The organism is Desulfosarcina ovata subsp. ovata (assembly GCF_009689005.1).
In the GTDB taxonomy this organism is placed as follows: Bacteria; Desulfobacterota; Desulfobacteria; order Desulfobacterales; family Desulfosarcinaceae; genus Desulfosarcina; species Desulfosarcina ovata.
This window is the reverse complement of record NZ_AP021879.1, coordinates 1008014-1029456: the sequence shown is the minus strand read 5'-3', so window position 1 is coordinate 1029456 and position 21443 is coordinate 1008014. Positions and strand designations below refer to the sequence as shown.

The following is a 21443-nucleotide window of genomic DNA, read 5'->3' as shown; positions in this document are numbered from 1 at the left end:
CAGGTGCGCCTTGCACGAGGAGGTATATTCCAGGCTAAGCCGGATGATTCGTCGTTGTCAAGACGATTTTCCATATCCCACCAACAATTTGGTCATCGATCGGTGATTGGCGGTTTTAATCCGTAGCGGCCGAAACGATGGCGACTTTCTCGATCACCACCGGCGCTTCCGGAACATCACGCATGCCCGAACGGACCGTGGTGGCAACATGCTCGATGGCCTGCACCACATTCATGCCGGCCACCACTTTGCCGAATACACAGTAGCCCCAGCCTTTCCGGTTTTTTGCCCGATGGTCGAGGAAATCGTTATCTTTGACGTTGATAAAAAACTGGGCGCTGGCCGAGTGGGGGTCGGACGTTCTCGCCATGGCGATGCTGCCGGACCGGTTGGAAAGCCCGTTGTCCGCCTCGTTGACCACAGGCGGGCGGGTCGCCTTGCGCTGCATCTGCGCGTCAAACCCACCGCCCTGGATCATGAATCCGGCGATCACCCGGTGAAAAATTGTACCGTCATAAAATCCGGCATTCACGTAGGCCAGAAAATTATCCACGGTTTTCGGGGCCGCGGCCGGGTCCAGTTCAATCACGATGTCCCCCATGCTGGTGGTCATTTTTACGCGTGGCAGGGGCGCTGCGGCAACCAGAGGGGAAGGCAGAAAGATAGACAGGATTATCAGAATGGATAATAAATTTTTCATGTTAGCCTCGCTTTTATAATGTTTGACTTGACGTTTTTATCTCTCTGCCGCTACCATAGTTGAAATACTCGGCGTGGCCGGTCCAGACGCGTGATACCGGCACAGGTCGCCTCACGGACGGCAGTTTCATACTCGGATGGGGACAGGGGCGCGTCCAGCGGTTTCATCCGCCGGGCCGTGCCGCACGGGCGGTATTGGGCCATGACGTTGACATAGGTGTCGCGGGAGACGCGGTCAGCAAGAAAATTCATCACCGCCGATGTCCCGGCCAGCCCGCCGGGAAGCACCAGATGCCGGACCAGCAGCCCCCTCGTGGCCAGCCCGCTCGCCTTGTCGAAGCAAAGGTCACCCACCTGGCGGTGCATTTCCAGGATCGCTTTTCTGGTCACCGCCGGGTAGTCGGGCGCGTTGCAGGTATCCCGGGCAACCCCTTCGTCCCAGAACTTGAAATCGGGCATATAGATGTCTACGATGCCATCGAGCCGTTTCAGGGTGTCGACGCAGTCGTATCCGCCGCTGTTGAAAACCAGGGGCACGATCAGACCACGTTGCGCGGCAATGCCGACGGCACCGATAATCTGCGGCACCACATGGGAGGGGGTCACCAGATTGATGTTGTGACACCCGGCGCCCTGCAACTGGAGCATGATATCGGCCAGTTCGTCATCGGTTACCTCATCGCCCTCACCCAGATGGCTGATCGCGTAGTTCTGGCAGAAGTTGCACAGCAGGTTGCAGTGGCTGAAAAAAATGGTTCCCGATCCGTTTTCCCCCACCAGCGGCGCCTCTTCGCCGAAATGGGCGTTAAACGAGGCGACGCGGGCCAGCTCACCGGTGCGGCAGAACCCCGTTTTTTCCTGCGTGCGATCCACCTTGCAGCGACGCGGACACAGGGTGCATTGTTTCAGGGCGGCACGGGCCAGGCGGGCCTGTTTCTCCAGGGTTCCCCGTTCCAGAGCGCCTATGTATGCGGGGAGCGGAATCGTTGCCATGGTCCCTCCTTCATGCGATCAGCTGCGCAGCATGCGCTCCAGCCCCTTGAGGCTCTTGGCGCGGCCCACCACCACAAGGGTGTCGTCAACCTCGATGCGGGTGTCGGCCTTGGGGTTGAAAATCAGGGTGTCGTCGGCCTTCTTAATGGTCAGGATAATCAGGTCCAGTTGTTGGCGGATACCGGAATTTTTCAACTCCACGTTGAGCAGGCTCGACGTTGATTTCACCCGAATCTCCTCCACCTGGATGTCGGTGCTGTCGTCGGTGAAAGCCAGTTCCAGGAAGCGAATCACCGTTGGTCGCAAGATTGCGTGGGCCATGCGCCTGGCGCCGAGATCATAGGGTGAGATGACCTTGTTGGCTCCGGCGGCATGCAGGGTCCGCTTGGCCGTGTTCTGGATGCAGCGGGCGACGATGAACAGGTTCGGATTGAGCTGTTTGGCAATCAGGGTCAGAAAGACGTTGTCAGCATCCGTGCCAACGACCGTGATCAATCCCCTGGCCTGTTCGATCCCGGCCTTGAGCAGCAGGTTTTCATCGGTGGCCTCGCCAATCAGGTACAACACGCCGTCTTCATCCATGGCCGGTTGGCGTTCGGTTCTTTTTTCAATGACGACCACATCGAGGTAGCGCTCGGTCAGGTAACGGGCGAGTACCCGTCCGATCCGCCCATACCCACAGATAATATAGTGTCCGCTTAGCTTGGCGATCTGTTTGTCCAATTTTCGTCTCCCGAGGATGACACGGATGCGGTCTTCGACCAGGAATTGCACGATGTTGCCGCCCACATACATGAAATAGCCGACGCCCATCAGGATGAGAACAACCGTAAACATACGGCCGGTGGAACTGACCTGATGAACTTCGCCGTACCCCACCGTGGCCAGGGTGATGACGGTCATGTACATGGCGTCGCCGAAGCCCCACCCTTCGATGACCATATAGCCGACCGATCCGGCGCCAAGCAGGACGAAGGATAGCAGAATGGAGATGACCAAATGAGCGTTACGTTCCAATTTGATGGTTCCCATTTGCCAGGGGGTGAGCACCCGCCGTCAGAATCGCTGATCCGGACGCGTGAAAAAGCGCCTGTACATTCCAGCTTGATTTGCCACTGGCTAAGGACTATAAAAAATGGTTTTGTCAGTGTCAACCGACAAGGAGATGCAACTCCTTTTTTTTAAATAAGATTTCACCAATTCAACTGGTTTTCAATTCTTTCCGGCAGACGGAGCCCATGACGCAGCCCCTTCTTGAAATCACCGATGTCCGAAAACAGTACAAATCCCTTTGCGCCGTCGATGGGGTCAGCCTTTCCATTGATCCGGGAACCTGTTTCGGACTTCTGGGGCCCAACGGGGCAGGCAAAACCACCCTGATCGAGATTGTTGAGGATATCATCCGGCCGACTTCCGGAACCGTACGTTACAAAGGGCATCCACGGGGATCTAATTTTCGACAGGAAGTGGGCATCATGTTCCAGCAGACGGCGCTGTTTTCCTACATGACCGTTTTCGAAACGTTGAAGACATTTGCCCGGCTGTACGACCACTGCGACGATATCGACCGGTTGATTCGTCTCTGCTATCTCAACGAGGTGGGTCAGCAACTCAACGACAGAATTTCCGGCGGGCAGAAACAGCGCCTGCTGTTGGCGCTGGCCTTGCTCAACCGTCCTGATTTGATTTTTCTGGATGAACCGTCGACCGGCCTGGATCCCCAGGCGCGGCGCAATATGTGGGATATTATCACGACGATCAAGGCCCAGGGACGCACCATCGTGCTCACGACCCACTATATGGAAGAGGCGGAGAAGCTCTGTGACGATGTCGCCATCATGGACAAAGGCCAGATCATTGCCCGCGGCGAACCCCAGGCGTTGATCAAAACCCATTGCCCCCAGGCTACCGTGACGGTCCCCACATCCGAATTTCCCGAAGGCGGAGATGGCATCGAAGGCTTTATCCGCCAGCACGGCGAGCGGATCGTTATCCGCACCCAGAATGTCAACGGTGTGGTCGGTCAACTGCTGGCCAGAGGCGTGGATATGCGTGTGGTCGACGTTAAAACCCCCAATCTGGAAGATGTTTTTTTAAAACTGACCGGCAGAAGTCTGCGGGAATAATCGGGAGCGGACATGCGATTGAAACGGCTGTGGGCCATTTTTCAAACCAGAAATCTCGAGTATTTCAGGGACCGTGAGGCCTTTGGCTGGAATTTCCTGTTTCCTTTTCTGATAATCATCGGCTTCGGTCTTATTTTTAAAGGCGATTACCGGGCGCAATTCAAGGTGGGGCTTTTTCCGGTCCCGACCGGCGTTTCCGTTGAACAATCCATCGATTTCCTACCGGAATCCTTTGCCACCTTTGCATCTTTATCCTTTGTGGGCTTTGAATCCGGTGAGATCGGGCTGCAGAAACTCAAACACCACAAAATCGATCTGCTGATTCAGGCGCACACCCGGCCGGTACGATACTGGGTGGCCGATTCCTCACCTTCCGGTGCCATTGTCGAGCGCCTGCTCAAAGAAGCCATGGTGCCGGATCAGGCAGCTGATCCCCGGTTTGAAAAAGAGGATATCAAGGGGCTTCAGATCCGTTATGTCGACTGGCTCTTCCCCGGCATCCTGGGCATGAACATGATGTTCAGCGCCCTTTACGGGGTGGGCTGGGTGGTGGTGCGCTACCGCAAGAACGGGGTGCTCAAGCGGCTCAAGGCGACCCCGCTGACCGCTTTCGAATACCTTGCCGCCCAGTTGCTGTCGCGGATTTTTCTGTTGATGGTCACCTTGACGATCGTCTGGGTGGGCTGCGATTTGATTCTCGATTTCAGGGTCTACGGCAGCCTGCTGAACCTTTTCATCGTTTTCCTGGCAGGCTCGAGTTGCATGACCGCCCTGGGATTGGTGATCGCCTGCCGGGGGACCAGCGAGGAGTTCGCCAATGGCATCCTCAACCTGATCAGCTGGCCGATGATGTTCCTTTCCGAGGTGTGGTTTTCCATCGAAGGCGCGCCGGACTGGCTCAGGACCGCCGCCAAAATTTTCCCCCTGACCCACCTGCTCACGGCGGCCCGCAAAATCATGAACGAAGGCCAGGGGCTCATAGCAGTGATGCCGGAGGTGGGCATCCTGTGCGCCATGACCCTGGCGTTTTTGTTGATCGGTGCGGCTTTTTTTTCCTGGAATAAATGAGTTGGGTCAGTTGACCAGACTGTGAATTGGCGATGGAATCAACCCGCCGCGACGCAAGAACCGGTTTTCACCGGCGGCATTGTTCACCGGCATGATAATCGATTCACCCAGCAGCCCCCCGAAAAAGGCGTGCTCACCGGCCTTTTTCCCGGGGACCGGGATCAGCCGGGTGGCGGTGGTCTTCTTGTTGATCATGCCGATGGCCATCTCGTCGGCGATGATCGCCGCCAGGGTCTCCTCGCTGGTGTCGCCGGGGATGGCCACCATGTCCAGCCCCACCGAACAGACACAGGTCATGGCTTCGAGCTTTTCGATGGAAAGATAGCCTTTGGCGGCCGCCTGGGAAATGTTCAGGTCCTCACTGACCGGGATAAAGGCGCCGCTCAGGCCGCCTACCGTTGAACTGGCAAAGGCGCCGCCTTTTTTCACCGCATCGTTCAAAAGCGCCAGGGCCACGGTGCTGCCCGGAACGCCGATGCTGGTCAGTCCCAGGCTCTGGAAAATCTCGCCGACGCTGTCGCCCACATTGGGCGTGGGGGCCAGGGAGAGGTCCACCACACCGAAACGGATGCCTAAGCGCTGGGCCACTTCACGGCCGATGAGTTCACCGATGCGGGTTACCTTGTAGGCGGTACGCTTGACGATCTCGCTGATCTGCCCCAGATTGAGGTCCGGATTGGCGGCCACCGCACGGTCGATGGCTTTTTTGACCACGCCCGGGCCGCTGACCCCCACATTGATCACTGCATCGGCCTCACCGATACCCAGGTAGGCACCGGCCATGAAAGGAATATCCTGGGGGATGTTGGCGAAGACGCACAGTTTGGCGCAGGCCAGCCCGTCGCTGTCGGCGGTGAGACGGGCGGCCTGCTTGATGGTTTTGCCCATCTGCAGCACCGCATCCATGTTGATGCCGGCGCGGGTAGAGGCCACATTGACCGACGCGCAGACCCGCTGGGTAACGGTCAGGGCCTCGGGAATGGCGTCGATCAGCGCGCGGTCGCCGCGGGCCATGCCTTTTTCCACCAGGGCGGAAAAACCGCCGATGAAATCCACACGGGCGGCAGTGGCGGCGTCGTTGAGCGTGCTGGCCACACGCAGCATCCCCTTGGCATCGAAGGGGGCCGCGGCCACGGCAATGGGGCTTACCGATATGCGTTTGTTAACCACCGGGATGCCGTATTTGTCGCCCACCTCGTCGCAGATACGCACCAGATCCCTGGCCGCACCGGTAATGCGGGCGTAAATGTTGTCGGTGAAGCGGCCGATATCATCCGAGGCACAATCCAACAGATTCAGCCCCAGGGTGACGGTGCGGACATCCAGGTTTTCATTTTTGAGCATCTCCACGACGGAGAGGATTTCACTTTCACTGAACATGGTTGATATCCTTAAATAAACCCGTAGGCAACGTCTCCACTTGCGGACCCACATGACGGGTTGCGTAAACGGTACGGCTCAAACGCGGTTGATCGCCTCGAAAATCAGTTTATGCTGGATAGATATGTCCAGATCAAGCGCATTCGCCTTTTCATGCAGTTGCTGGCGCAGGACCTGCTGATCGGCATCAGCGGGAATATCGACCTCATAGATCATGATGTTGGCATTGGGATCGTCGCCGCCCTTGAACACCGCCTGCAGGTTGCTGACATTGACCTGGTGGGCCGCCAGAACGCCTGTGATGGCGGCCACCAGCCCCTTGCGGTCCGGACCTTTGGTGGTGACCACAAACGGTTCGCTGTTGACGCTGGTAACGGTATCGTCCGTGTCCGTGATCCGTTTTTCGTATACGTGCAGGCTCATGGGGGAGAGTCCCTGGTCCAACTGCCGGTGCAAGTCCGCATCCGTCAATGCATCAGAGACGCTGACAATGAAAATACCGGAAAATTCGTTCTGCAGAATGGTCTGACTGACATTTTCAATATTGCAGTCCAACTCGAAAAGAATCCGGGTGACGGCGGCAATGATGCCCGGCCGGTCTTTTCCCAGGACGGATATAATCATTTTTTGCATGTTTGGCTCCTGATCCCATCTTGCCTATCGATATTGGCTCCTTATGGAACAATTGCCATGCGGTGTCAACCGCAGCTCTTACAGCAAAGATTTGAAAAAAGATTGTGCTGTAAAGCGGCGCTATGCTAACCTTCCCGATGCTTGCTAAAACCGCAACCGGTGCCGATTCCATCCCGGTGCTGACCGATCAATCCCATTTTCGCCGTTTCCACGCGGCATGAAACAAGGTGGGCAGGGGAGCTTGTGAAATCGTCACGTATCAGCAATCTGATTCAGGAACATAAAACCCTGTTTATCATTATTATTGTCGGGCTTTTTCTGTTGGAGCTGGAGATTTTCGCCCTGGCGGCCATGAAGTCGGGACGAAAGTCGTGGCTCCAGGTGATTGACCACAACGGCAATGTCATTCATGAAACCAGCGGTAAGAACCTCAGCGAATTCAATAAGTATTACTTTGAAAAAACATTCGGACCGTTTGAAAACTACCAGGTTCGCCTGAAAACCAAAGACGAACCGTTTCCGTTTCGTGCCTGGTTTGTGGCCGCCATCGGCATTCCGGTGGGAGCCATGCTGCTCTTTGGTTTCGTGGTCAAGGCCTATGTGGCCATTTTCCATGGTAGTGAGCTGTCCGGAGATGAATCGAGGCCGGCCTGCGAACCCGGTTATGAAACCCGCCTGGAATCGATTCTCTACAGGATCAGCCGCATGAACATTTTCATCATCGGATTTCTGATCTTTGTCGGGGTAATTTCCTATTGGATCATTCCCAACATGATTACCTACCTCGGGCACACCGGAATCGAAATCGTCATCCGTTTCAAATGGGTGTTTATCGGCCTGGGAGCGGTGGTGGTGGGAATCGGGCTGTGGATCGTCTATCTGCGCTACCTACTGGCCAAAAAAAGCATCGAAAGCCGCACCGAGATCGAGAAGCATCGCCTTTCGCTGGAATATAAGGGCCAGCACGGCGCGCCATTGCAACTGGAATCGCCATCCTCAGAAAACGGCGGCAGCCAGGGGACCCTGGGTTGGGATCAGGGTGACCCGGGGCAGCCATCCCCATCTGCCGATTCCCACTGACGCCAACGCTTTCCGGTTTGCTCTAAAATCAATGGTGAAAAATATCTACAATTTCGATCACGGGAAAAATTCATACTAATCCGCGATGAGCCGATAATGTTTTGGCAAGGCCAGAGGGAGGAAGCTGGACAAACCATACCGCGACGACCGATAACACAGCCTAAAAACATTATCTCGAATGCTAAATGACACAGATCATCACGACCCACAGAAACACGGACTTTGATGCCTTTGCCTCATTGGTGGCTGCCAACCTGATCTATTCCGAAGCGGTGGTCGCTATTCCCAAAAACATCAACCCCAATGTGCGGGCGTTCATCTCCATCCACAAGGACGTTTTCACCCATGTGGACCGCTGGAATATCGAGACCGGCCGGGTCAGTCGTCTGATTGTGGTGGACACCGACGACTGGAGCCGGCTGGGGCCCATCGCCAAACTGCAGGAGCAGCCATCCCTGGAAGTGCTGCTATGGGACCACCACAGCGGTGGCAACATCCAGGCGAGCTGGAAATGCCAGGAACCGGTGGGTGCCACCATTACCCTGCTGGTGCGGCGGCTCAAGGAGCTGCGCAAGCTGATTACCCCCATCCAGGCCACCCTTTTCCTGGCCGGACTTTACGAAGATACCGGCAACCTCTCGTTTCCCTCGACGACCGCCGAAGATGCCTACGCTGCCGGATGGCTGCTGGACCGCAAGGCCGATCTTTCCCTGATCAACAAGTTCCTGCGGCCGGCTTACGGTGAAAAACAGAAAAACGTGCTCTTCGACATGCTGAAGAACACCAACCGGTTGAAAATCAACGGCTACTCGGTCAGCCTCAGCCAGATCACACTAAATGGCCATGTGGGCAACCTGGCCCTGGTGGTGCGCATGTTCCGGGATATCGTCAATGTGGATGCGGCTTTCGGCCTTTTTGTCAGCCAGGAAAAAAACGGCAAACCCAAATGCATGGTCATCGGCCGCAGCGACAACGAAGGACTTGATGTGGGTACATTAATGAAGAGCCTGGGGGGCGGTGGGCATCCCGGTGCCGGCAGTGCCATGCTCAAGGGGGTCAACCCGGAAGCGGCCCAGCAGATGATCATCGATCTTATCGAAGGTAACCAGCAATCCTCGGTACAGATCAGCGACCTCATGTCGTTCCCCGTTTTCAGCGTTCCATCGGACACCTCCATGGACGAGGTGGCCAAAATCCTGCGCCAGCGGGGGTGCACCGGATTGCTGGTGATTGACGAGGGGCAGCTGACAGGAGTGATCTCAAGGCGGGATTTCAGGAAGATCCGCAAGGAGGATCAACTCCAGGCGCCGGTCAAAGCCTTCATGAGCACCAAGGTGATCTCCATCGAGCCGGGGAAAAGTCCCATCCAGGCGGCCAAAATCATGGTGCGCCACGACATCGGCCGGCTTCCCGTGGTGGAGGATGGCCAACTGATCGGCATCATCACCCGTTCCGATGCCATGACCTACTTCTACGATTTGCTTCCCGATTAAGTCCGGATGAAATCTGTTCCGATCGATTGTCACCTGAACCGGTATGTATTGTGGGAGGATGGGGCAGTCATACGGTAAGGATCGGGGATGAAATTAATTGAACGTAATTGCGCCGGGCTTGTGTTCGTCTTCAAGGCGCAGCAAGGGTTGCATACCGGGAGTATGTGGCCGTTGATGCAACGCGGAAGACGGGCGCAAGAACAAGCAATTTCGTTTAATTAATAAAATTCCCGATCCTAAAGGAAAGACGCCAATGAAAATCAATTTTTGGATTATCGTCGGGGGCATGCTACTGATGATCGTGATATTGTCCCCGCATTCCCTGAGTGCCGAACGAGGCTATAACGAACGGGACAAGATGACCGATGAGCGCATCAAGGTCCAAGGTTTTCGGCCGGTGCCGTTCAATGGTTTCACCATCAGTGCCGACGATCCCAAGTGGGATGAACGGGTCTCTTACTTGATGAGCAAGCACAGTGCCTTGCTGGTAGAGATTGCTCCCATGAATGAACCCATCAGCGTCATCATGTTCGTCAGCAGCCCGGCTTCATGTCGTGGCATGCAAGCGGCCTGGGCGTATGATCATTTGACCTTTCCAATGCGATTTTGGACAAATCGCTACTGGGTTTCAAACAAAACATGTGATACCACGGGGTGTCCACGCATCATGTTTAAAGCCACAAAAGGCACTTTGGAAGTAACCATTTTGGACACGCGGCCCTAATCCCTGCCAAATTCAAAGGTTCACGATGAACCGAATTTGCTGCCCAGATAGCAACGCAGCACATAGACCACAAATAAAGGATTACCCCATAAATAGCGCACCATGCCGCGCCGTGGCGCTTCAATGAGCAACCAGAGCCATTCCAAAGAGCAGCGTCGCATCCATTGTGGGCATCGATTGAGTTTTCCGGCCATGAATTTGAATGCACCGCCGCAGATCATAAACAATTTGGCATTTAGTCTCTTGTAGTTGCACAACAGCCACTGTTCCTGAATCGGCATCCCCATGCCAATCCAGATGATGTCCGGCTGGGTGGCGTTGATGGCATCTATGATCCTGTCGTTTTCATGGTTTTGCCTATTAAAATAACCGTGATGGGTGCCCACCACTCGAAGATCCGGTGCAGTTTTATGTAAGCCCTTGGCGGCTTCGGCCGCCAGGCCCTGGGGACCGCCTATTAAAAACAGCCGGTACTTTTTGGCAGCCAAATGGTTGGCCAGCGACCAGGCCCAATCCGCCCAGGTGATCCGTTCGGGAATCCGACGTCCCCAGAGACGTGCGGCCAGCACGATGCTGCCGCCGTCCACATGCACCACATCGGCCTTTCTGAACAATTGGGTCAGCCAATACCGCTTGCGCGCCAAGTTGACGGCATGGGCATTGGCCGAAAGGATGATGCCGGGTCCACCTTCGGCGATAATCGTATCTATGCATTCATGGATTTCCGCCGTTGTGGCCGAGGTGATTTTAATGCTCAGTAGATCCAGTTGTTCCATCGTTCCCCTGCTTTATTTATTTTTAGGTATAGTGTTTAAGATAATGTTTTTGGCAAGGCCAGAGGGAGGAAGCTGTATAAGTCATACCGCGACGACCGATAACGCAGCCCAAAAACATTATCTTGAATACTATAGTGACTTGATGCGTAGAGACTCCTCCTTTAGCTTTCTGCCCATCAGACGACTGAGTTGTTCCTTGCGCAGGTAATGTACCAATGCGCGGTCCTGAAGTTGGGGTTCGCCGCGGCGCCGGGCAATCACGTATCCAAGGATAATGAACAGTCCGGTCAGATAAGGGGGCTCCAGGGACCGATATAGGGCGCGACCAAGCACAAACAGGGGATGGGCGTTGGTGGCCCACATCCCACGGCCATGGCCGATATGGCCTTTCGGCATACCGCCCTTTGAGCCCATCATTCTTAAATGCCGGATGGCAAGTTTACTAAAAGAAGCGGTGGTCCATCCCAGCATGCGAGCTTTGGTGCAGTCCAGGATATCCCAGCCGTAAAGCGAATAGAGGCCGCCGATTTGATCGAAACAAGCTTTACGATACGTTTTACACAGCCCAGGGACATGAAAATCAGGATAGCGCTCCATGATCCATCGTCTTCTGTATTGGGTGTACATCTTCCCGGCAGCAATGCCCAAACGTGAATCGTCTTGGAACAATTTAAAAATTTGTTCAAAATAATCTTCGGGCAGAACGAGATCCGCATCCATCTTAACGATATAGTCCATTTGAGGAGGCACATAATGTAACCCTTCTTTGACTACCTCTGAGACATGGGACCCCAACACGTGGTCACCTTTCCCACTGCGATGGACAACCTTGATAAAGCCTTTTTTCCTGGCCTCCCGATCCAGGATCTCTGCCGTATGATCGGTGGAGCGATCGTTTACGATAACCCATGCGGTGGGAGGAATCGTTTGTGCTGTCAGAGAGGCGATCACCGCGGGTAAAAAATGGGCTTCATTATGTGCCGGCGTAACGATTGCGTAGGTAACGGGCTGCTTAGTCATGCATTCGCTCCTGTTGGAATATGGTGATCAGGTTGCGGGTGTGGCGGTTAATGTCGAATTGCCCTCTGGCCCGCCAATGCCCTTGATTTCCCATATGGCGGATGAGGTTGGGGTTATCGGCCAATTTCTGCAAGCAGGCGATCAGGCGGTCCTGATCATTGCAGGGATAGAGCAGGCCGGTCTCTTCATGAACGACCAACTCGGGGATGCCGGTGATATCCGGTGCCACCACCGCTCGTTTTTTGGCCATGGCTTCGATCAATGTCATGGGGGTGCCCTCGCTAAATGAGGAGAGCACGACCACATGGGCCCAATCCATTTGCTGGGCTACCGCGGTCTCGGTCAACGGACCTAAGAAAGTGACCTGTCGATCTAATTTCAGGGATGTTGCCAGGGCCATCATTTTACTTCGAGTCGGGCCTTCACCAACCAATCGGCATCTAAAAAAGATCTGATTGGCTTTAAGCTGCGCCAGGGCGTTGAGGAGGAGGGCATGATTTTTAATCGGATTAAAGCGTGCCACTGAAAGGATGCGAAGAGGAGGCGGGGAAGCGACTTCGCATACCGAGGACCAGGGAGGGTGGCTCAGATCAATGCCAAGGGGCAGATGGTAAAATCGCTGATCACCCAACTCAGGGAATTCTTTTCTCAAATGCTCGATATGAAAGCGGCAATTGGAAATAATGAAGCGGGCCTGGCCGAGTTTTTGACGAATCAGGGGCTGGGGAATCAGCACATCACTGCCGTGAATGCTAATGCTGTAAGTAATCCCCAGCAAGGTTTTCAGCAAGAGGGCCACTCCGGCGGCACCAAAGGCAAAATGCACGTGCAGGTGATTGATCTTCAATGCCGAGAGTCGTTCGGCGATCACTGCCGCGCCGAACAAACGGGCCAGATTACGCAAGCGTTGTAAATTGAAACCATCATGTAAACGCAGGGCTTGGTGCAGGGCGTTTTTGTAGGCGCCGGGGCGAGTGACAATCAGCTTCAAATTGGCTTTCAATAGCCGTATGGGGCGGATTGGATAAAGATAGAAGGTGTCCGCATACAGATTCATGTCCTGGGGATCGAAATCGCCTAACTTGGGCCGGCGGTTGGCAAACAATGCCACGTTTTGCCTTTGAGCCCTTAGATCGCGCACCTCGCGCTGTAAAAACGTCATGCTCAGAGAGGGAAACGATGAAAAAAAGTATGCCAGGGCAGATGAGGTGCTCATGGGGCCTTTCTTAAATTAACAGGATCGACCAAATAGGCCTGTTTGTAAGCGGTGTAACTGTCGTAGGTTTTATTTTTAAAATAAAACCCACCGGTGGATTCGATGTGACTGTCATGTTCTTCATACCCAACCAAGGAGGCCTCGTCCACATAAAGGACTGCCTTGCTGAAGGCGCCTTGGAATGTGTTTTCCATCACACGTACCTGGCAGCAGCCCTCCATCACCCGAATGCCGTATTCACCATTTTGATTGACAATGATATTGCCGCTGAGGAGTACATTGCGGGGCTTTTCACCATCACCCTGCCCATAGACCGATATGCCGCCACGCTGGTTGTCGCGCAAGAGATTGTTGCGGATCACCAGGTCTTCGCCTTTCATGGGGGCGTCCACCCAAATGGTGATACCAAAGTCCAGGTTGTCTTCAATAACATTGTCCTCAAAACGGTTGCGTTCACCCTCGAGGCGAATGCCGACACCGGCGTTAGCCCGAACGATGTTGCCACCAACCTGATTGTCATTTCCCAGTACATAGATGCCGTGGCCGATATTGGCCGATTCATCCGTTTTGAATGCATTGCCGATGACTTGGTTGCTGAAAACCTGGTTGCTGTGGCCGCCGACATAAATACCGTTGAACCCTTCGGTGCCGCATCGGCGAATCGTATTGCCTTCGATGCAGTTGAAATTTGCCCCATACCCGCCGTTCTGGTGATCATGAATGTGAATGCCGGACCGAAGGGAATTTTCAATGGTCAGGCCCCTAACGATAATATAATCGGCATCGTAAATGATGACACCGTGGCGTAGACCGGTGGCATCGATACGAACCGTTGCGCCGGCCACGGGCTCAACCGTAATCGGTTGATCGGCTGTTCCGGAGCGGGTGACATCCAACATTTCAGCGTATATGCCCTCATGGATGAGCATTCGATCGCCGGGCTGAATTTTGGCAACCGCAGCGACCAGGGTTTTCAATGGTTGGTCAATACTGCCGTCAGCCTCATCATTGCCCATGCTGCTCACGTAATAGGTCTCACCCCATGCGGTTGTCCAAGAGGCCAAGAACAACACAAAGAGCACCATTCCATAAGACCGATATGCCGTAAGGCGGGAGTCTGTTATTTTCCTCATACTGCTGCACCTCCTTGCATGACTATTCCCTGCCATAGCACCTATGGGCTGGAAAAATGAGCCAGAAAATCGATCTCCGGAGCATTGGGGCAATCCAGCTCCACCGATGGTTGCCCACTGGTATCGGCTGGTTGCGCCCTTGCTGGTAACACTCTATCATCTAAATAAATAATGGTATCATGGGGTCGGGGTGAATAAAAGGTAATCCCTGCCAGTTCATTTGCCGAAGGAATCCGTGGCCCTGTCACCGGATCATTAATGGCAATGATCCGGATGACGACCTTCTCACCTTCAGCAACGGCGGACCACCGTAGATGGTGAACCGCCAACCAATAGTTCAACAATACCGATGTGGTTGCCACCCAAATACGGCCTTGATGATAATGGTCTGCCAGGGATTCCAGGGCCTTGGCATCTTCTTCAGGAAAGAGGGGCAAGCTGCCGTCATGAGGCATTCCCAGATGGGTATAGACAATCTGGTAGCCTTGCCGGGCAATCAATTCCCGCAATGCGGTGGAATCCAGGGCGTAACGAAGGGTGTGACGGGTCGGATGACCCCAAACCCCGGACGGATGTCTATTATAGCGCGTAAACTGCAAAAGAGAGTGGTTGTCGCGTAAGGTGGTGGGATAGCAAAGATGCAATACCATCCGCGGATTTCGTTGAGTGGCCGAACGTTCCAGGAGACGCTTGATAAAATTTTTCACTATAGTTTCAAGTTGGTGTCGTCTTTCCATGAAAACAGTCGAGAAGGTTCGTCGGTTGGACAGAGGCAGAGCAACAAGCTCACCCCCCCAGTAAAACTTGATACCGAGATTATCCAAAAGGTCGGCAGTGTAATAGTCACTGCCGGGATCGTCGCCCATAAATTCAGGCCGGGTGCGGACGTAGAGGTTCTGGAAGTTGATGGGGGCACCGTGGTTGCTCCAGACGCTCACCCTGAGACCCCGTGCAGACAAGGTTTCCATGAGGCGTTGCGCCATGGGCCGCAAAAATTCTTCCCTGGGTGGCTGAAAATCAAAGGCTCCCCAAGAGTGAAGGGTGTCAATCAGGCCGCTTTCCAGACAACATCGGATCAATTCGGCGTCCTCGGAAGGTGTACGGCCATCTTCTAAAAAATAGGCCATATGATGCGGTTTGCCGGTGCCGAAAAAGGAGTCTGAAATGGGTAGACCCAAACCGCTTCGGGTCCCATTGAGATACCGATGCACCTGCACAAACGTACTTCGGTCGCAACGGTCGATATCCGAAGCAATGGCCAGGGCCGCCTGAAATGGATAGGGAAAGGGGCGCAGGCTGACTTCGGGTTTCAATACCGGTTGTATTTTTGCCGGATCAATCGGTTGCATACTTCCAAGACTCGCTTTGCGTTGATGTGCCAGGTGAAATTCTTTTCGATAATGTGCCGGGCATTGGCGCCCAGTGCCGACCTCAATTCTCCGTCTTCGATCAGGCGCTGCAGCTGGTTGAGGAATCCCCACTGATCGCCGGCCGGATAGAGGATGCCATTGTACCCATGGGTGATCAATTCGCTGATTTGTCCCTGGTCGGAGGCAATGACGGGCTTTCCCATGGCCATCCCTTCCAGGACCTTCAACGGAGAAAAATAGAACGGTTCGATGGGTGGATACGGCGCCGTGATGATGTCCATGGCCGCCATAAAATCAGGGACTTGTTCGAAAGGCACTTTGCCGATCATCACCGTTGGCACTCCTGGAACATCTGGTAGTCTGAATTGCCGGGTTTGATGCCCTACCAGCAACAAGGCCATCCGATCTTTTTGATCGGGGTTATCCACAGCCCAACGATCGAGGCTGCGAAGCAAAAAGTCAAGGCCATGCCAAGGAGCAAAACTGCCGATAAAACCGATGACGATTTTATCTTCCAGATTGAACCGGGTCCGTACGGCCGATCCGCTGCGAGTGGGAGAAAAAGAGCAGATATCGACACCGTTGGCTACGACTGTCAAACGATTCGGTGCAAGACCATAACGATAGTAATAGTCATTTAAGGGCTGGGACACGACGTTTACACGATCGGCCAAAGCAAATAGCCGAGCTTCAAGCCAACACCAAAAGGTCATGGGTCTGAATCTTTCGCCCGTGGGATGCAAATTGCGCTCCCACATGGGGGCGTTGACCTCCAGAACAATGGGTATCCTTAGCAATCGGCAGAGCCAGACCAAGGAAAGGTAACGGCAGGAGCGCATGATGACCACGTCGGGCTGTTCCCGACGCAATACGATCCACTGTTCACGGACCCGTTTTAAGAGCACGCCACCAATATAGCGTAATTCCCGCAGGGGATCGGCTCCGCCATGCGCTTTGGTTCCCCGGCGTTGCTTAAGCGCGTGGATATTTTCAGCCAGCCGGGGAGTATGAAACACCACCCGGGGATGCAACGCCTCCAGAGCCGCCATGAACTGCCGGGTGTGCACTTCATCCCCTCGACCGGACCGGGTATAGCTGACATATAAGATTTTGTAATCCTGAATCATGGTTTGTGGACTTTTTCAAAGGGTTCCGACAATATCGTTCAAACTCGGCACTGGGCCTGCTTTTCGGCAGCAACCGGCTGCACTGCGGCCATGTCGAATGTCGCTTCGATGTGATGGTCCCGGATTCTAAGGATCGGGAATTTTATTAATTAAAATTAATTTCATCCCCGATTCTAAGCATCATGAAGGGGCCTTTCGTTGCATAATCTTTTTCAGCTCCTTGGTTTTAAAAATACCGCTGGCAATGAGAAAAGGAAAGAACAGCACGACAGCAGCGCCAACCTGGGCTACGACACCCAGCGGCCGTGTGGCTGTCATCGCCGTCATCCACAACAGACCGATCAGGACCAGCCGTAAAAGAAAAGTAAAGGAAAACAGCGGTCCGACCCATCGCCAGACCAAAAAAAAATAAACTACCAGAACGAATCCTTCGGTGGCCACCGTTGCCCAGGCAGCGCCAAGGGCTTCGAATTGCGGCACTACCGCGAGATTCAAACCGATATTCAAAAATGCGCCCAAACCGGTGACCACGGCACTGATGTTCTGGTGATCCGTTGCCCGCAATGTCGTACCGCAAATCGTGTTGGGCATGATGATCGCTGCACTGATGATCAGAACCGCCAACAAAGGACCGGAGGCGCTATAAGCCGAGCCGTAGAGCAGATAGACCAGCTCATCGGCCACATAGGCGGTGACGATGGCCACCGAAATACCAAAGGCAGCGGCTTTTTGTACGAAATGGGCGGTTAGATGTCGCAATTCGGAGCGATCATGGTTGTAAAAAGACGATGCAGCCGGGAAAAGCGCCGTGGTTACCGCCTGAACGATAAACTGGGGGGCTTCCAATAGCCGGTAGGCCGCGTTGTAATGCCCCACGACTTCGGCAGAACTAAAGGCCGTCAAAATCAGGGTGTCGATGTAGTAGTAGATGGTCACAAAGATAGTGACCAGTGCAAAGGGGAACGCCTTGGCAAGCATCTCCGTGGCAAAGCGATCGTCACTTCGTTTTTCAGGCAACTCAATTTTGCGGCGAACTATCATGGCAGCAAGGATGCAGCGCAACACCGCACCCAGAGCAAAGATCCCACACAACAGGCCCACCACCGGATAGAAAAAAAGCAATGCCAGGCCCACCAGGGACATGATTCCGTTACTGGTCGCAATGACCAGGGCGGAATACTGCATTTGTTGACGGGAGTGAAAGACGGCGTAGAATAAAGAAGTAATACTGTCTACGGCGGCGGCGATGCCCAACAGGATCAAGGGCCACCATGTGGCCGTGTGCGTTGCAAGCAACGACCCGCTTATCAGGATAATCGCCAATCCCAGGGGAATTAAAATTGCCTTGAGCCACATGGCCTGAAACAGCAGCGTGGTAAGGCGTTGTTGCTTGCGGCTGAGTTGCTGTACCAGATAGGAAGACAATCCCAAATCCATGGTAATGGCAAAAAGATTCACCGTGGCATAGGCAAAGGAAAAAAGGCCGAAGGTGGCAACGCCCAATTGACGGGCGGCATAAACAAAAAGAACGAACTGCATGGCCCGACTAAATAGACGTCCGGCAATCAAGAACATGCTGTTCTGCAGTATTTTTTTCAAAATAGCGACTGCCACGATACAAACCGACTCCATTGCACGGGTTAAGAATCGGAATCGATCCAGACAACCATCGCCTGGAACATGCCGAACAATACCCAGGTGAATTCGGGAAAAAAGACATATTCATATTCGAATTGATGGTGCAAGCACCAGCCCAGCCAGCCGCTGAAAAAACCGATGGCTGCATAGGATAAATATCTTGAAGGACTGTGGTTCGCCACCCAAAACAAGTAGATGAACATCTGCGCCAGGATGGATAGAAATAGGATCAGGGCGATCACGCCCTGTTCGGCGCCGATGAGCAAAAATTCGTTATGCACCGGTCTGGGGAAGGTATAACTCACGCCGCTGTCGCTGATGTCATAGCGTTTGCTTTCGGCCGTATAGTTGTTCAGTCCGACGCCCAGTAAGGGATTATGAACGATGGTGTTGGCCGCCACCAGGCTCATGGGAACACGCAGGGCGGCTGTGCCGTAATCGTTTTCGAACAGCCGTTTGCGAACCGAGGGGATACCGATCACCAGGGAAAGAAAGATCATGGCAGAGATGGTCCCGACGGCGATCATCGCCAGGGTCCGCTTGCCGATGATGCGGTACAGACACCAGAACAACGTGACCCCGCCGCCGAAAATCAGCCCGAGCCACCCGCCGCGGGAATAGGTCAAAACCATGGCGATGCCCATGATGCCCAGGGTCAGCCAAAGCCATAGGCGCTGGCGCGCGGTGCGTACGCCGAACAACAGGGCGATGTTGAGCTGGAGCAAAAGGTTGAGAAATACAGCCAGTTTGTTGGGGTGCCCGAGGGTGCCGGCAACGCGGCTGACGTATTCGGCACCGGTTCGCATTTCAAAATACGACCGCTCGGCTTCACCGAACATTGTTAACCCGAGTTTGCCGCCGGTGATAAATTGCGAGCTGTGCGGACCATGCCCAGGATGGATATTGCACAAAGGGCTAACCAAAAATTAAGATATGAAAATAGGTTCGGAATTGACTGGACATCATTAAAGATAAATGCGATGTTTTGGTAGATCACTATCTCAAACCCCGAGACGGAGGCTACCAATGAGCAAATACAAAATCGAAGTCATGGTGAACCTGGTTGAATGTGATGAGGAAACGGACGATAAGCCCATTGAACTGGAAGATGGATGTTATCAATACACTGTAAACGCTGATGCCGGTGAAAATATAGACGACTGCGAAATAGCAATTTTAAATACGGCATACCCTGCAATAAGAGCCGCCATAGCACGACACATGGAAAAGGTGTCTAAAAAAAAGTCCTGACTTTCAGTGGGGCTAATCAAATTGAGGTAAATGAAAGCCCATATCTGGTGGATGGCGCCGTGGGGCGTTTTGCGTTTGAAACCCACTTCGCATTTGATGAAAATGGCGTTCGGTTTGACAGTAGTCAATCGATATTTGCCCCATTAGGAACGAATCAGTTTTATTTGACCACGGGCTTTAAGGAACGGGCCATGATTATGGGTAATACGGAAGGATCCTTCCGGAAAACATCAAAATGGCTCAACTTCATACGGCACCAAATAGAAGGCGGTACGCCACATCGCACATTGCATGATCAGACCCAGAAAGAAGGTCGGGAATTGATCGACCATTTAAAGCAAAAGGCCGATGATTTGAATCATGGCAACTTCAGCGCTGACGGATGTTGTATCAACCCAGATATTCCCAGGGGCGGAGAACCGATATCAATTCCCATGGATGAAGTTCACAAGGCCCTTTCTAAAGGATCTTTCGACTATAATCCGATTGAACTGTTGAATAATCCCGTCATTTACGAAGAACCCAGTCAAACGGTCAACATAAGCATAGACGACGTAACCCCCAAAAGGCAGAAGGGTACACGAGAAAGCCCAAAAATCACTGAGCATACGCGAAAATATGTACATGATACCGTATGCCACATTGAACATGGAGGCCCAAAATACGTATTGGCAGCTGATGGCACCAAATCATGCTTGTGGTTGCTAATCGCGTTTCTTTTGTCAAATTTTCTATTCGGCAAACGTCTTCAGATTTTTACCGACGGCCATAAGGCGCTAAATGCTGCCATCGTCAAGCAATTTGGTTGGTACAATAATATGCAGATTGTTCTTGATTGGTTTCATCTATGCAAGAAGTTCAAAGAAGAATTGAGCATGGGGATGAAAGGCAGAAAGTTGAGAAATGAAACGCTTCGCGCGGTTATGCCGTTGTTGTGGCACGGCCTTACAAACAAGGCCATATCATATCTTGAAAACATCCCGGCATCCGAAATCAAGGATGAGAATCATATTCAAAAGCTCATTGACTATTTGGGTCGGAATAAATCCTCGATTCCCAACTATGATATGCGCAAACGGTTAAATCTTCGGAACTCGAGTAATGTGGGTGAAAAGATGAACGACCTCGTCGTTTCAAATCGCCAAAAGAAGAATGGAATGAGTTGGGCGAAGAAAGGCTCTCTCAATCTGGCTATCATCACAACTTTGAAAATCAACGATGAGTATCACAATTGGTTCAGCAATAAGGAAGTAAAATTTAGCTTAGCTGCTTGACCATTTAAGATATCTTCGTCCGCACAGATCGATAAATTGTGCCAGTCCGAGAAACGATTGCACCAGTCCCATGATTAATAACAGTATCAAGATATGCCTGAACCGGCCCAGTCGGTGCAGGTTGTTGGCCACGTATAGAAAGACCAGTAAATTTTTCAACACCTGCCACAACACGGCAATGGCAATGGGGCCGTCAACGGAATTGTGGATCAACCCAGCCAGGCTGATCAGCCAGATAATGAGAAAGGGGATGCTGATCCGCGGAAAAAGCCGAACGGCCGTCAGGCGATCGTTTGCAATCCGAAACAGCCAGATCCCAAGGCCCATAAAGAAAAAAACATCAAACGCGCTGACGGCCAGCCCGTTGATGTCACGTGCGAAGTAGTCCGGGAGAAAATAGAAGTGATAATCGACGCGTATGGGCAAAAAAAAAGGGCACAAT

General features: G+C 53.3%; 21 protein-coding genes. 7 read left to right on the top strand and 14 right to left on the bottom strand.

Annotation, left to right across the window (positions count from 1 at the left end):
• Positions 1–115: 115 nt before the first annotated feature.
• Genes GN112_RS04575 through GN112_RS04565 form a run of 3 tightly spaced genes read right to left on the bottom strand, consistent with a single transcriptional unit; the run spans position 116 to position 2724 of the window.
• Positions 116–700: a peptidylprolyl isomerase gene (locus tag GN112_RS04575; protein ID WP_155309147.1), complete on the bottom strand. Its 585-nt coding sequence runs from the start codon at positions 698–700 to the stop codon at positions 116–118.
• A gap of 50 nt (positions 701–750) precedes the next feature.
• On the bottom strand, positions 751–1692 hold the full coding sequence (locus tag GN112_RS04570) for a radical SAM protein (RefSeq protein ID WP_155309146.1): 942 nt from the start codon (positions 1690–1692) through the stop codon (positions 751–753).
• Positions 1693–1710: 18 nt separating this feature from the next.
• Positions 1711–2724: a potassium channel family protein gene (locus tag GN112_RS04565; RefSeq protein ID WP_155309145.1), complete on the bottom strand. Its 1014-nt coding sequence runs from the start codon at positions 2722–2724 to the stop codon at positions 1711–1713.
• 206 nt (positions 2725–2930) lie between these two features.
• Between GN112_RS04565 and GN112_RS04560 the strand changes: the two genes are divergently transcribed.
• On the top strand, positions 2931–3818 hold the full coding sequence (locus GN112_RS04560; RefSeq protein WP_155309144.1) for an ABC transporter ATP-binding protein: 888 nt from the start codon (positions 2931–2933) through the stop codon (positions 3816–3818).
• A 12-nt stretch (positions 3819–3830) separates the two neighbouring features.
• Positions 3831–4886, top strand: coding sequence for an ABC transporter permease (locus GN112_RS04555; protein WP_155309143.1), 1056 nt, complete (start codon positions 3831–3833; stop codon positions 4884–4886).
• A 6-nt stretch (positions 4887–4892) separates the two neighbouring features.
• Here the strand turns inward: GN112_RS04555 and GN112_RS04550 are convergent, their stop codons facing one another.
• Together GN112_RS04550 and GN112_RS04545 are read right to left on the bottom strand one after the other, a co-directional pair.
• On the bottom strand, positions 4893–6266 hold the full coding sequence (locus tag GN112_RS04550) for a PFL family protein (protein WP_155309142.1): 1374 nt from the start codon (positions 6264–6266) through the stop codon (positions 4893–4895).
• Positions 6267–6344: 78 nt separating this feature from the next.
• Positions 6345–6899 (bottom strand): glycine cleavage system transcriptional repressor, encoded by a 555-nt coding sequence (locus GN112_RS04545; protein ID WP_155309141.1) that lies wholly within the window; start codon positions 6897–6899, stop codon positions 6345–6347.
• A gap of 243 nt (positions 6900–7142) precedes the next feature.
• Between GN112_RS04545 and GN112_RS04540 the strand changes: the two genes are divergently transcribed.
• From GN112_RS04540 to GN112_RS04530, 3 genes are all read left to right on the top strand, one after another.
• Positions 7143–7979 carry a hypothetical protein gene (locus GN112_RS04540; protein ID WP_176603537.1) on the top strand — a complete coding sequence of 279 codons (837 nt, stop codon included), beginning with the start codon at positions 7143–7145 and terminating at the stop codon, positions 7977–7979.
• A 185-nt stretch (positions 7980–8164) separates the two neighbouring features.
• On the top strand, positions 8165–9472 hold the full coding sequence (locus GN112_RS04535; protein ID WP_155309140.1) for a CBS domain-containing protein: 1308 nt from the start codon (positions 8165–8167) through the stop codon (positions 9470–9472).
• Positions 9473–9725: 253 nt separating this feature from the next.
• Positions 9726–10196 (top strand): hypothetical protein, encoded by a 471-nt coding sequence (locus GN112_RS04530; RefSeq protein WP_155309139.1) that lies wholly within the window; start codon positions 9726–9728, stop codon positions 10194–10196.
• A gap of 20 nt (positions 10197–10216) precedes the next feature.
• Here GN112_RS04530 and GN112_RS04525 read toward each other — a convergent pair whose 3' ends face one another.
• The 8 genes from GN112_RS04525 to GN112_RS04490 form a co-directional block, all read right to left on the bottom strand.
• Positions 10217–10972, bottom strand: coding sequence for a WecB/TagA/CpsF family glycosyltransferase (locus GN112_RS04525; RefSeq protein ID WP_155309138.1), 756 nt, complete (start codon positions 10970–10972; stop codon positions 10217–10219).
• A 129-nt stretch (positions 10973–11101) separates the two neighbouring features.
• On the bottom strand, positions 11102–11992 hold the full coding sequence (locus GN112_RS04520; RefSeq protein ID WP_155309137.1) for a glycosyltransferase family 2 protein: 891 nt from the start codon (positions 11990–11992) through the stop codon (positions 11102–11104).
• The gene (locus GN112_RS04515; RefSeq protein ID WP_155309136.1) at positions 11985–13208 is read right to left on the bottom strand and encodes a glycosyltransferase family 4 protein; all 1224 of its coding nucleotides are present in this window, start codon (positions 13206–13208) and stop codon (positions 11985–11987) included. The genes GN112_RS04520 and GN112_RS04515 overlap by 8 nt, the downstream gene beginning before the upstream one ends.
• A complete protein-coding gene (locus GN112_RS04510) occupies positions 13205–14224 on the bottom strand; it encodes a right-handed parallel beta-helix repeat-containing protein (protein WP_162458785.1) in 1020 nt (339 codons plus the stop codon). The genes GN112_RS04515 and GN112_RS04510 overlap by 4 nt, the downstream gene beginning before the upstream one ends.
• 158 nt (positions 14225–14382) lie before the next feature.
• Positions 14383–15690: a hypothetical protein gene (locus GN112_RS04505; RefSeq protein WP_155309134.1), complete on the bottom strand. Its 1308-nt coding sequence runs from the start codon at positions 15688–15690 to the stop codon at positions 14383–14385.
• Complete coding sequence (locus tag GN112_RS04500; RefSeq protein WP_162458784.1) at positions 15651–16778, bottom strand: glycosyltransferase family 4 protein; 1128 nt, start codon at positions 16776–16778, stop codon at positions 15651–15653. The genes GN112_RS04505 and GN112_RS04500 overlap by 40 nt, the downstream gene beginning before the upstream one ends.
• 240 nt (positions 16779–17018) lie before the next feature.
• The gene (locus GN112_RS04495; protein ID WP_162458783.1) at positions 17019–18452 is read right to left on the bottom strand and encodes a flippase; all 1434 of its coding nucleotides are present in this window, start codon (positions 18450–18452) and stop codon (positions 17019–17021) included.
• 26 nt (positions 18453–18478) lie between these two features.
• Positions 18479–19315, bottom strand: coding sequence for an O-antigen ligase family protein (locus GN112_RS04490; RefSeq protein WP_155309131.1), 837 nt, complete (start codon positions 19313–19315; stop codon positions 18479–18481).
• Between the two features lie 187 nt (positions 19316–19502).
• Between GN112_RS04490 and GN112_RS04485 the strand changes: the two genes are divergently transcribed.
• Both GN112_RS04485 and GN112_RS34190 read left to right on the top strand, forming a co-directional pair.
• On the top strand, positions 19503–19727 hold the full coding sequence (locus tag GN112_RS04485) for a hypothetical protein (protein ID WP_155308746.1): 225 nt from the start codon (positions 19503–19505) through the stop codon (positions 19725–19727).
• Between the two features lie 47 nt (positions 19728–19774).
• Positions 19775–21001: a hypothetical protein gene (locus tag GN112_RS34190; RefSeq protein ID WP_231716912.1), complete on the top strand. Its 1227-nt coding sequence runs from the start codon at positions 19775–19777 to the stop codon at positions 20999–21001.
• Here the strand turns inward: GN112_RS34190 and GN112_RS04475 are convergent.
• Positions 20990–21442: a hypothetical protein gene (locus GN112_RS04475; protein WP_155309130.1), complete on the bottom strand. Its 453-nt coding sequence runs from the start codon at positions 21440–21442 to the stop codon at positions 20990–20992. The two genes, GN112_RS34190 and GN112_RS04475, sit on opposite strands and share 12 nt — an antisense overlap.
• Position 21443 lies beyond the last annotated feature (1 nt).

Bases quoted from the DNA above. Each gene is read 5' to 3' on its own strand.
- GN112_RS04530 (WP_155309139.1), top strand. From the start codon at position 9,726: ATGAAAATCAATTTTTGGATTATCGTCGGGGGCATGCTACTGATGATC.
- GN112_RS04570 (WP_155309146.1), bottom strand. From the start codon at position 1,692: ATGGCAACGATTCCGCTCCCCGCATACATAGGCGCTCTGGAACGGGGA.
- GN112_RS04485 (WP_155308746.1), top strand. From the start codon at position 19,503: ATGAGCAAATACAAAATCGAAGTCATGGTGAACCTGGTTGAATGTGAT.
- GN112_RS04555 (WP_155309143.1), top strand. From the start codon at position 3,831: ATGCGATTGAAACGGCTGTGGGCCATTTTTCAAACCAGAAATCTCGAG.
- GN112_RS04560 (WP_155309144.1), top strand. From the start codon at position 2,931: ATGACGCAGCCCCTTCTTGAAATCACCGATGTCCGAAAACAGTACAAA.
- GN112_RS04490 (WP_155309131.1), bottom strand. From the start codon at position 19,315: ATGTTCGGTGAAGCCGAGCGGTCGTATTTTGAAATGCGAACCGGTGCC.
- GN112_RS04545 (WP_155309141.1), bottom strand. From the start codon at position 6,899: ATGCAAAAAATGATTATATCCGTCCTGGGAAAAGACCGGCCGGGCATC.
- GN112_RS04525 (WP_155309138.1), bottom strand. From the start codon at position 10,972: ATGGAACAACTGGATCTACTGAGCATTAAAATCACCTCGGCCACAACG.
- GN112_RS04565 (WP_155309145.1), bottom strand. From the start codon at position 2,724: ATGGGAACCATCAAATTGGAACGTAACGCTCATTTGGTCATCTCCATT.
- GN112_RS04520 (WP_155309137.1), bottom strand. From the start codon at position 11,992: ATGACTAAGCAGCCCGTTACCTACGCAATCGTTACGCCGGCACATAAT.
- GN112_RS04550 (WP_155309142.1), bottom strand. From the start codon at position 6,266: ATGTTCAGTGAAAGTGAAATCCTCTCCGTCGTGGAGATGCTCAAAAAT.
- GN112_RS04505 (WP_155309134.1), bottom strand. From the start codon at position 15,690: ATGCAACCGATTGATCCGGCAAAAATACAACCGGTATTGAAACCCGAA.
- GN112_RS04575 (WP_155309147.1), bottom strand. From the start codon at position 700: ATGAAAAATTTATTATCCATTCTGATAATCCTGTCTATCTTTCTGCCT.
- GN112_RS04510 (WP_162458785.1), bottom strand. From the start codon at position 14,224: ATGGGCAATGATGAGGCTGACGGCAGTATTGACCAACCATTGAAAACC.
- GN112_RS04515 (WP_155309136.1), bottom strand. From the start codon at position 13,208: ATGAGCACCTCATCTGCCCTGGCATACTTTTTTTCATCGTTTCCCTCT.
- GN112_RS04535 (WP_155309140.1), top strand. From the start codon at position 8,165: ATGACACAGATCATCACGACCCACAGAAACACGGACTTTGATGCCTTT.